General features: G+C 45.2%; 13 protein-coding genes. 8 read left to right on the forward strand and 5 right to left on the reverse strand.

The annotated features are described in order from the left end of the window. Window positions 1-29: 29 nt before the first annotated feature. Complete coding sequence (locus JGK07_RS32245) at window positions 30-290, reverse strand: DUF433 domain-containing protein (RefSeq protein WP_293243470.1); 261 nt, start codon at window positions 288-290, stop codon at window positions 30-32. A 328-nt stretch (window positions 291-618) separates the two neighbouring features. On the opposite strand from JGK07_RS32245, the gene JGK07_RS32250 reads away from it, so the two are divergent. Further along, entirely contained in the window at window positions 619-960 is a 342-nt protein-coding gene (locus JGK07_RS32250; protein ID WP_293185015.1) for a hypothetical protein, read from the forward strand. A gap of 186 nt (window positions 961-1,146) precedes the next feature. On the opposite strand, the gene JGK07_RS32255 is transcribed toward JGK07_RS32250, so the two are convergent. Continuing rightward, on the reverse strand, window positions 1,147-1,539 hold the full coding sequence (locus JGK07_RS32255) for a DUF4189 domain-containing protein (RefSeq protein WP_293185016.1): 393 nt from the start codon (window positions 1,537-1,539) through the stop codon (window positions 1,147-1,149). 297 nt (window positions 1,540-1,836) lie between these two features. Between JGK07_RS32255 and JGK07_RS32260 the strand changes: the two genes are divergently transcribed. Then, complete coding sequence (locus tag JGK07_RS32260; protein ID WP_293185018.1) at window positions 1,837-2,664, forward strand: hypothetical protein; 828 nt, start codon at window positions 1,837-1,839, stop codon at window positions 2,662-2,664. Window positions 2,665-2,853: 189 nt separating this feature from the next. On the opposite strand, the gene JGK07_RS32265 is transcribed toward JGK07_RS32260, so the two are convergent. Continuing rightward, window positions 2,854-3,003, reverse strand: a complete 150-nt coding sequence (locus JGK07_RS32265) for a hypothetical protein (RefSeq protein ID WP_293291230.1) — start codon at window positions 3,001-3,003, stop codon at window positions 2,854-2,856. Between the two features lie 27 nt (window positions 3,004-3,030). Between JGK07_RS32265 and JGK07_RS32270 the strand changes: the two genes are divergently transcribed. The 5 genes from JGK07_RS32270 to JGK07_RS32290 all read left to right on the forward strand — a co-directional run bounded on the left by JGK07_RS32270 (window position 3,031) and on the right by JGK07_RS32290 (window position 6,037). Further along, window positions 3,031-3,624 carry a ThiF family adenylyltransferase gene (locus JGK07_RS32270; protein ID WP_293225729.1) on the forward strand — a complete coding sequence of 198 codons (594 nt, stop codon included), beginning with the start codon at window positions 3,031-3,033 and terminating at the stop codon, window positions 3,622-3,624. Window positions 3,625-3,886: 262 nt separating this feature from the next. Then, window positions 3,887-4,249: a peptidoglycan-binding domain-containing protein gene (locus tag JGK07_RS32275; RefSeq protein ID WP_293185020.1), complete on the forward strand. Its 363-nt coding sequence runs from the start codon at window positions 3,887-3,889 to the stop codon at window positions 4,247-4,249. A gap of 282 nt (window positions 4,250-4,531) precedes the next feature. Next, complete coding sequence (locus tag JGK07_RS32280) at window positions 4,532-5,098, forward strand: DUF924 family protein (RefSeq protein WP_293185021.1); 567 nt, start codon at window positions 4,532-4,534, stop codon at window positions 5,096-5,098. 40 nt (window positions 5,099-5,138) lie between these two features. Continuing rightward, window positions 5,139-5,570, forward strand: a complete 432-nt coding sequence (locus tag JGK07_RS32285; protein WP_293185022.1) for a hypothetical protein — start codon at window positions 5,139-5,141, stop codon at window positions 5,568-5,570. Window positions 5,571-5,581: 11 nt separating this feature from the next. Then, window positions 5,582-6,037 carry a DUF6575 domain-containing protein gene (locus tag JGK07_RS32290; protein ID WP_293185023.1) on the forward strand — a complete coding sequence of 152 codons (456 nt, stop codon included), beginning with the start codon at window positions 5,582-5,584 and terminating at the stop codon, window positions 6,035-6,037. A 66-nt stretch (window positions 6,038-6,103) separates the two neighbouring features. Here the strand turns inward: JGK07_RS32290 and JGK07_RS32295 are convergent, their stop codons facing one another. Then, on the reverse strand, window positions 6,104-7,450 hold the full coding sequence (locus JGK07_RS32295; RefSeq protein WP_293185024.1) for a PQQ-dependent sugar dehydrogenase: 1,347 nt from the start codon (window positions 7,448-7,450) through the stop codon (window positions 6,104-6,106). Between the two features lie 106 nt (window positions 7,451-7,556). Further along, window positions 7,557-8,054: an autotransporter gene (locus tag JGK07_RS32300; RefSeq protein WP_293185026.1), complete on the reverse strand. Its 498-nt coding sequence runs from the start codon at window positions 8,052-8,054 to the stop codon at window positions 7,557-7,559. An 860-nt stretch (window positions 8,055-8,914) separates the two neighbouring features. Between JGK07_RS32300 and JGK07_RS32305 the strand changes: the two genes are divergently transcribed. Beyond that, complete coding sequence (locus JGK07_RS32305) at window positions 8,915-9,547, forward strand: L,D-transpeptidase (RefSeq protein WP_293198251.1); 633 nt, start codon at window positions 8,915-8,917, stop codon at window positions 9,545-9,547. Window positions 9,548-9,676 lie beyond the last annotated feature (129 nt).

Below are 9,676 nucleotides of genomic sequence, written 5' to 3' on the forward strand. Positions count from 1 at the left end.
ATTTGCCCTCATGGCAACGTTCTGAAACTTTACCAAAATGGGATATCACGATTATCCCATTTTGACTGGTATTTTATTTGTCCGCGAGTCCCTAACTGCGAATCCGCAGCAGCCAAAGCAGCGCGCAGCTTGGGGGAAGTGAGTGTAGGATATTTCTCTAAAACTTGCTCTTCTGTCCATCCCGCCGCAAACAGCCCCAACAGGAATTCTACAGACAATCGAGTTTCTGGCGCTGGTGGTTGAATTGTTGAAGTTTTCGGGTTGGGATGAATGAGCTTTCGCCAGTCCATTGTTTTAGTTAAACGATTTGGGAAGACTTCGCCGATTATACTGCATTTGGGCACAGTATAAATACGGAGACTGTTAACTCACTCTGTAACTTGATACCGCAGCTCATTTCCCGATTTTGTAATTAAATTGTTATGGCGATCGCAGTGTGGCACTTTCTTATAGACTAGACTGGTAGGGTGTCGATCGGGCGATCGTCCTTTTTCGTTTTGTCAGTTTCAATAGCAAATCGCGTTAACGAAGCCCTAGAAGACGATCGCACTCCAATCTCCACCCACTGTGTAACCCACCGTGCAACTCACAGTACAACTACTTTAACTTCTTAAAACTATGGGAAAAAAGTCGAAAGCCAAAAAATCCCAGGTCAAAAAATCCACTTTACTGTCCCAGCGACTCCAAGAAGCCCTCGATCGAGGCTGTAAAGTTTGGATTAAAACAAATAATAGTAGTTTCGGCGGCATCCCGATTAATTTGTTCGGGGAGTTTGCAGAACTTTTGGTGATAGTTCCCCCTAACGAACACGGGGAAAATACCGATGCTTACGGACAAGTTACGTGGTTGATTCGACTTTCTGATATTATTGCACTCGCCTATCCTACTGAATACTGGTCTAAAGATAGATTAGAAAGTTTGCTGCCGCCGGATGCAGTTACCTCTGAAGTAGGAGATTAATTGGGTAAGGTGCGCTGCGGCGCACCCTACTGGTTTGTAGTGAGGACTTTAGTCCTTCTTTCTGCGGACTAAAGTCCTCACTAGAAACCATTTTTCTCGCGTAAATAAACGGACATAATATGGCTATTTTCTCAGCTATTTTACAAGAGAAAATATACACCACTCCGACAAAAATTCATCATTCAATTACTTGTTGCAAGCTGAAAGCTGAATTTTACAGTTGCCTCCTTCCAGTTCGCTGCAAGCAGCGAGAGCTTGAGCTTCTGCTGCTGCTTTATCATCGCCCCAGCCCGCACCTGCTCCTCCTTTGCCTACTGAGATCGCTCCACAATTATTGGTATTAGAGGTCAGCGCTTGGCAATCGTTAGCCCCACCACTTTGTTGATTGCAGGCGGCTACTGCTGCATCTAGTGCTTCTTTCTCTGTACCATGATCCCAACTAATACCGGTGGCGTCAGAAGTCGGAGAATAAGCAGTAGCTCCATGAGTGTTCTGAGCTTTAGCTACTTGGGCAGAGCCAACAATAGGAAGTGTCAGACTTGTCACTACTACTAACTTAAAACAGAGTTTTTGCAGCATATTTACTTGATATTTTTACAACGTTAACTTTGAATACTTGCTCAATATTATATTCGGAATTCCCTTGATGTCAAGATTGTTAGTAAATGTTTATATTCTCTTAGTTTATATGCAGATCGTGTAAAAACAAGTAAAATTACCAGAAAGAATTGGTTGAAAGCCTCTCCCCGATAGGGAGAAATTAAAATCAGACTATTCATTACTCCAATCCTCTTCCTTCTAGGTAAAGGTCGCTCTTAAACTGTCAACTGTCAACTGTCAACTGTCAACTGTCAACTGTTGAAGGAGGTCACTTCCATGGCAAATATCCGCAAGATTATCAGCCAACTCGCGGCCCAAGAAGGGGAACTGCTCGATACTCAATTCCTGGCTCCTTGCGTTCGAGGGGGAAGGGTGCGGACAAAGATATGTGGCATGATTTATACTTTTCAATTGCAGCAGCGCAACTTTGAAGGATGGGCTATTTTGGAGGCAATTAATAATAAAATTGCTGCTGTAGTTGAGGAACCTAGTTTGCCACAAGTCGCCGAGTATTTGCAACTGCTTGTACCGATTCGCTTGCAATTAGCTCGCGTGCTACAAGGGCAAAGTTGGCTGACCTATCCTGTTAACGAGTCTGATGCTAAACAGCGCGTGGGTTTTGCTAAACCTGTAGCAGTACATTTAGTGAGTGAAAGCTCCCAGTTCGAGCAGATTGTGGCGCGGTGGGACGGTAATTGTTTGTGGTTTGAAGAGATTGATCGGCGCGCCGATCCGCTGCTATGTGAGGAGTTGAAAGATGCTTTGAAAAAGTTGATTTTGCCTCAAGATGTTCGCTTTAAAGGAATGACGCCGGAAATGCGAATTGTTTATGAATTGGCGACTAGAAATATTAAAGATTTCGCTCCGAAAGTACGCGACGAACAGCGCTTGCAGCGGGCGTTGAAGATGGGCGGCGGTGAGTTGCGGGATTTTAGCGATCGCGCTGATTATTGGTTGGTTGAATGGACTAGCGCTAGTGGAGAACATCATAGTTCGGCGATCGCCAAAAATGACTTAACAGTTATGAGTTCTGGTATTTGTCTCAGTGGCTTGGACAAGGATTTTGACTTGCAGTCATTAGTCGGAGTAGTCGAAGATAGATAAGCTTTACAGCATTTAATTTGGGGTCATCTCAATGCCAGCGAATATATCCGTAGGGGCGAAGCATGACCGCAGAAAATAGGAGATTATAACTAATAACTTATATGCGGTCATGCTTCGCCCTCTTCAAAAACCAGATGCACCCTTAATTTGTACGTCTGGGGCGGGCTAGAAGCCCACCCCACAAGAGTTTTAGTTGTTTTTGCCATAAAAAATCAATACAGAATAGCTGAACAATTCCCAATTCCCAATTCCCAATTCCCAATTCCCAATTCCCAATTCCCAATTCCCAATTCCCAATTCCCAATTCCCAATTCCCAATTCCCAATTCCCTTTTTTCACGAACAACTTTACCGAAGTGCCGCAGTGATGTCGCTGATTAAAAATTTCCCGGTAACGGTGTGCGGCGCGGGTGCTTTGGGTGCGAATATTGTAGAGAGTCTGGCGCGATCGGGCTTTTGCCAGTTAAGAGTCGTCGATCGCGATCGCATCGAAGAGCGCAACCTTTCCACTCAACCCTACTATCGATCGGACATCGGCGCCTTCAAAGCCAAAATTCTCGCCAACAACCTGTACCGCGCTTTGTCCGTCAGCGTTGACGTGCACTCAAAGGAATTGACACCCGCCAATGTCGATCGACTGCTTGCCAACAGCGCCCTGGCGATCGATACTTTTGATAACAGCATCGGGCGGCAAGCAGTCAAAGATTACTGTGCGAGTGCCTCCATTCCCTGCGTGCACGTCGGATTAGCCGCCGATTACTCCGAAATAATTTGGAACCAACACTATCGGGTTCCGACCGCGGCGAATGATGACGTTTGCGATTACCCGCTGGCGAGAAACTTGGTAATGCTGACAGTTTCTGTAGCGTGCGAAGTAATTGTTACCTTTGCTGCAACCCAAGAGCAACAAAATTTAACTTGCACGATCAAAGATTTTGCAGTAAAGCCACTTATATTGTAGAATGTCTGTTGACTGTTGCCAGAAACCCGGTCAATCGAGATTGGACGCCTCCATCCCAGAAACCCGGTTTCTCACTCTCAAACAATTGTCAGTCGATTTTAGATTTTAGATTTTAGATTTTAGATTGACTCTCGGATTGAATCTGGGAGCTTCAACAAAATTCTAAAATTTTGAGATCGTCCACGACTTTAGTCGGTGGCTTTTACCCGTTTGTTGCGGGTCAAACTTGCAGAAAACGCTTGAGAAAATTAACAGGGAAAGTATGGTTGGATCGCAGACTTTTTATTATTTACTAGCAGTTCTCGGCATATTAGTTTTGACAGGCGCCAATGCAGCCACTTATTCAGGGGGCGCCGGCGACAAAGTTTGCCACACTAATGATTGCCACGAACCAGAAGTTAGATTCCATAAAAGGATTTTAAAACACGGATCGAGAGGCGAAGATGTGAGGAAACTGCAAAAATTGTTAAACGCCCGCGGTGTGTGTCCAGAACCGATCGCACTTGATGGCATCTTTGGTAGAACAACCCTAGATGCAGTGAAAATATTTCAGCGGGAAGCCAACCTTCCTGTAGACGGAATTGTGGGAGGAAAAACTTGGGACAGACTGTTTACCAGTTCGTAAATTTAAGTACCGGACAGCAAAAGTTCCTAAGTCAGTCGATTTTAGATTGTAGATTTTAGATTTTAGATTTACTCGATAACAGATGAATCTGGAAGCTTAAACTCTGTAATCTAATTTTTTTTCTCCACCCTCGATAGCGTCGGAAAGCAAGTACCTGTGTTTGGGCGGAGTCATCTTTGGTAATCATTAATCGCTGCGATTTGTAGTTGCACATCAAGTAGATTTTGTGCAACTACAGATGCCTCAATTGCCATCAATAATCAATGGCTAACTAGATTGGTAATGAATGAAGTTTTAGATTTTTGGTTTGGTCGATCGAACTCTCCAGAATTTGGTAAAGTTCAAAAGAAGTGGTTTGAGAAAGATGCCGATTTTGATACGGAAGTGCGATCGCTATTTCTAGCAGAATACGAACTAGCAGCATCCGGTAAACTCTACTCCTGGCAAGATTCCCCGGAAAACTGCCTAGCATTAATCATACTGCTCGATCAATTTCCGCGCAATATGTTTCGCGAAAATCCCCAAGCCTTCGCCACAGACAGCAAAGCCTTAGCCGCCGCCCAACACGCTGTTAACAATAACTTCGATCGCGAATTGTTGACTTTACAAAAGTGGTTTATCTACCTGCCTTTTGAACACAGCGAAAACTTAGAACACCAGGAAAAATCTGTGGAATCATTTCGCCAACTCAGCGGCGAACCTGATAGCGATTCTGTCATTGATTTTGCAGTGCGACATTTTAAAATCATCGAGCGTTTTGGTAGATTTCCCCACCGCAATCAAATTCTCGGACGCGACACAACTCCCGAAGAAGCAGAGTTTTTGACACAACCGGGTTCGGGATTTTAGGGCGCTTACACAAAACCTTTAGGATACTAAAATTATCAATATGTGTTTCAAACACCAAGAACATATAGATAAGCTTTCAACTAAATGCCCGCCACTGGACTATGAACCGCAAGAAATGCTGGCTTTTAGATTTGTATTTGAGCCCAATGATGAACGAGCTATTAATAACTTTAAACCGGTGCTGATAATAACTCCGCAGCGCAACCTAAAACCAGAAACTGAAGCTACCAGGTGTCAAGGTTATGCGCTATCATTATTTGATACCAGGGAAAATGCCGAAAACCGTTATTTAAAACTAACAAAAAAAAGAAAAAAACTGCGCGATTCTCTGGGGACTCACATAGCAGCAGGAGCGATCGACAAGACAGATGGAGTTGTCTCCAAAATAGATGATAACGGTCACTTGAGCCTACATGAGTTTGCTAATGCTGATTTGGCAGCAAAATTTGTAATAACATCTTGTTTATTGTAAGGTAAAAAAAAGTGGAACAATTAATAGGATTTAAACTAAGTAAATTTCCTTTATCTCTTAGAAGCATAGTCAATTTAGAGTATTTCGACGGCCCCCTGCTATCGCTTTTTGAGAATGAATACGGCGATAGCTATCTTTATTCTTGGTGCGATGTAGATAATTTGTACAATCGCTGGTTGGTTTTCAGAGTTGCACAACCAACTCTCAAGCTTTACATAGAGGGACAAGTTTCATTTCACCAGTTAATTGTAAATCCTGTTGACGGATTTCTATATTCATTAGATATAGACAATGCTTTACAGGTGAAAAACACTTATTTAATCCTGCCTGAGAATTTACCGGAAATCTACTTGCCAGAAACAGATTCCTATTACGAACTGTCTGATTTAAATCGCGAAACAGCGGCAGAAGATAAGTTGTTAATTTTTCAAAAAGTTTCCGGTGAATCTCAACTTAGCAAGGTTTGAAGCTGATTAAACAGCCAGATACCGGACTTCTTCAAGAAGTCGGGTATCTAATCCATCGCCCTTTGCTCAGCCACGATACTGCACGCGATAAATCCGGTTATTCGCTTCCTCAGTAAACAATAAACTCCCATCAGGTAAAACCAGCAAACCAACAGGCCGCCCCCAAGTTTTCGGGCCCGACGGATCTGTGAGAAAACCAGTCAGAAAGTCCTCATAATAACCTTGAGGGCGTCCAGTCGCCGCATTAAAAGGTACAAACACAATTTTATAACCCGTTCCTGCATTCCGGTTCCAACTACCCCGAAACGCCACAAACGCGCCGTTAAAAAATCTTTTGGGAAACGTTTTCCCGTCGTAAAACTGAAGTCCCAAAGCTGCCGAATGGGCCTGAAACAGCACGTCTGGCATCAATGTTTTAGCTGCTAAATCTGGTCGATCGCTCTTGCCATTTTTGACGTGGCGCGGATCGAGCAAATTTGGCTTAAAATAAGTATAAGGCCAGCCGTAAAACTCGCCTTGACGAATTCGGGTCAAGTAATCCGGCACCAAATCATCTCCCAAACCGTCGCGCTCGTTGACTGTCGTGTAGAGTTGATTAGTTTTTGGGTGAAAATCCAATCCGACGGGATTTCGCAAACCGGAAGCAAAAGTTTGCTGGTTTGTACCGTCCAAATTCATCACTTGCACAGACGCCCTCGGCAAGGGTTCGGAATCGGCATTAGACTGGGAACCAACTGATACAAACAACTGGCGGTTGTTCGGGGAGGCGACAACGTTTCGCGTCCAGTGTTGGTTGTAGCCACCGCCCGGTAAATCGGCAATTTTTTCACCAGTACCTGTTAATTGTTCCTGCCCTTTTGTGTAGGGAAATCGGCGGACTTCGGCGGTGTTTCCGAGGAAGAAATAGCGATCGGCAAAAGCCATGCCAAAGGGAATATTTAAGCCGTTTTGGGCGCTAGCAAAAGTCATGTTCACCTCAGCAACGCCATCACCGTTGGCATCCCTGAGCAGCCTAATCCGATTCTGCCTGGTTTCTGTTACCAAAACATCTCCTGTCGGCGTCAAAGCCAGCCATCGGGGAGCGTCTAAATTGTCAGCAAAAACGCTGACGACAAAGCCAGGAGGGACTTGCAGCACTGGCGATGGGGGAATCGGTACTACTTGAGGAGGTTTCGAGGCGCTTTGGGTGGCGAAAGGCTGCGGCAAAGCAGTTGCAACAATGCGGATCGGCTGCGGCGAAAGCGGTTTGGTCGGTACAATTTGATTTGTACGAACATTTGTCAGCGGTGCAACGGAGGGAATTTGCGACAGCGGAGTTGGTGCGGGTACAGGAGTCGCTGTAGCATCGGTAGCTCGATCGCACGCAACCAGGGGTAACAGCAGAATTAGCAGCAAGAAACGCAGGTAATACATAGCAGCGATTTCTCAACAATTGCTGGACAATTCTTTTATTCTAACTGCTCTGAAAAAGCGAAGCCACCGCGCGCGCGGTGGCTTAATTCTGGTTAGAAATCTAGTTCTACCAAAGTCCTCTCACAGGAGGAGCTGGACGCGGAGCCGGAATCGGACGCGGAGCCGGAGCGGGAGCCGGACGAGGAACTGGGCGGGGAGCGGGAGCCGGACGCGGTGGCGGTTCAGGGGCCGGACGCGGTGCTGGAGCGGGGGGACGAACAACTGTGGTAGAGACTACTTTATAATCGGGGATCACGACGAGCCTTTCTACCTGATCTCCGGCTACGGTGGCTCTGACTTTCATTCCCGGTACCAGAGAAGTAATTCTCAGGATGCATCTTTGAATCCTGAGAGTCCTGTACGGCCCGCTTTCTGGGCTAATTGTTACTATGTCGCCGACAATATTTTTGACAAAACCAATAATGGTTTGAGCGTTGGCTGTTGTGGTGCTCTGCGTTTGGGCTATTTCAATTGGAGGGTTAGCCATCGCAGGAAGCACTGAAACCGCCGATATTAGCACCGACAGGGTTGCACCTGTAAATAATTTGATCTTCTGAAGACGCATTGAAACCTCACATTAACTGCTATTTAGGGTCGGGCTTGCTTTCGCTGCGCGAAAGTCCCAACCTTTAAACCTAATCCAGTTTAATCCCCGGAGTAGTAAATTTAGGACAATCTCAAAAAAAGATTATCGAACAAGTTTTGAAAGACTAAATTTTAAATCATAAGTTCCCAAGTTACAAGAAGTTCAGTGCTTCGGATCTCTAGAGTGTCGGCGTGATATATTGAGTTTGTTCGATCGACCGTTTCCGTTTTTTTGCGCCCCTCTAACTGTTGCGGCACGGGCGGCAAACTCTGCCAACAGACAGATTATGCTTGCCGGATGCAGCAGCGCCATAGTTTCAATTTGCGATCGCCAGTCTGCCACAGATCAAAAAATCAAATGAGTCGGAGGTAAAATTCAATCATTGACTTGCACGATTTACCCATCAACCGGATTTGTTCGCGAAAATCTCTAGCGGAGCGCCACCGTTCCCCGTATAAAACCCCGGTTTATTTGGTATTACCGCGTAAGTCTTGTGTTGAGCTATATCATCTCCGGTCAATTACCCGCAATAAAAAATATTGTTTGTAGTGAGGACTTCAGTCCGCATCAAATTTCAAGGACTAAAGTCCTCACTACAAACAACATTGGTTTGTAGTGAGGACTTCAGTCCGCATCAAATTTCAAGGACTAAAGTCCTCACTACAAACCAATTTTGTGGCAGTTAAATAAGTTATAATTTGTGAAATGGAAACTAAAAACTGGGCAGGGCATTTACAGTTAAAAAGCCATCTCTAAATTTTGGCTTTCCGGTGGAGTTTGCGGATAATTAGATAAGAACTTTGTAGGAACTGCTGGTGAAGAGTTTAGCGAACAAAATAATGGTGAACAGCAAATTTTTATTTAACAACTTAATTGTGCTGAGTTTGAGCGCAGCGGCGCTGTCTGTCGCCTTACAGCAGCAGGTAGCTGCCGAACCGGTGGCTAATTGGAGTAATAGTGCGATCGCCCAGCAGCCAAAATCTGATGTAAAATTGCCAAATCTCGGAGTTCCCGAACTGCCACCATTAGGCGAACCGTCTAGGTATCTTCCGCAGGAACCAAACGCGCCGGAAAATGCGATTGAGGAAGTGCGTTTAGTGCTGAAATTGCGAGAACGCCGGGTCTATGTTTACCGCAAAAATAAGGTGCAAGCCAGTTTTCCGGTGGCTGTGGGGAAAGACGGCTGGGAAACTCCCACGGGCAACTTTAAAGTGATGCAAATGATTAAAGATCCTGTTTGGGAACATCCTTGGACGGGAGAACTTGTACCCGCAGGGCCGGACAATCCGCTGGGAAGCAGGTGGATCGGGTTTTGGACGGATGGTAAGAATGTGATCGGTTTTCACGGGACTCCGACTCCAGAGTCGATCGGGCGAGCGGCTTCTCACGGTTGTGTCAGAATGTTTGATAAAGATGCCCAAGCTTTATTTGAGAAAGTCGCAGTGGGTACTCCGGTGATAGTTGAGAAGTAATTATTCGGAAACTGTGGTATTTGAAAATATTTAGCAACAGGCAAGATGCCTGTTCCACAAAGAGTTAATTTTATTGTGGGGTGGGCATCTTGCCCGCCCCCTTTCTTTCTTAGCAACAGGCAAGATGCC

The sequence above is a fragment of the Microcoleus sp. PH2017_24_DOB_U_A genome (assembly GCF_020738205.1).
Classification (GTDB): domain Bacteria; phylum Cyanobacteriota; class Cyanobacteriia; order Cyanobacteriales; family Microcoleaceae; genus Microcoleus.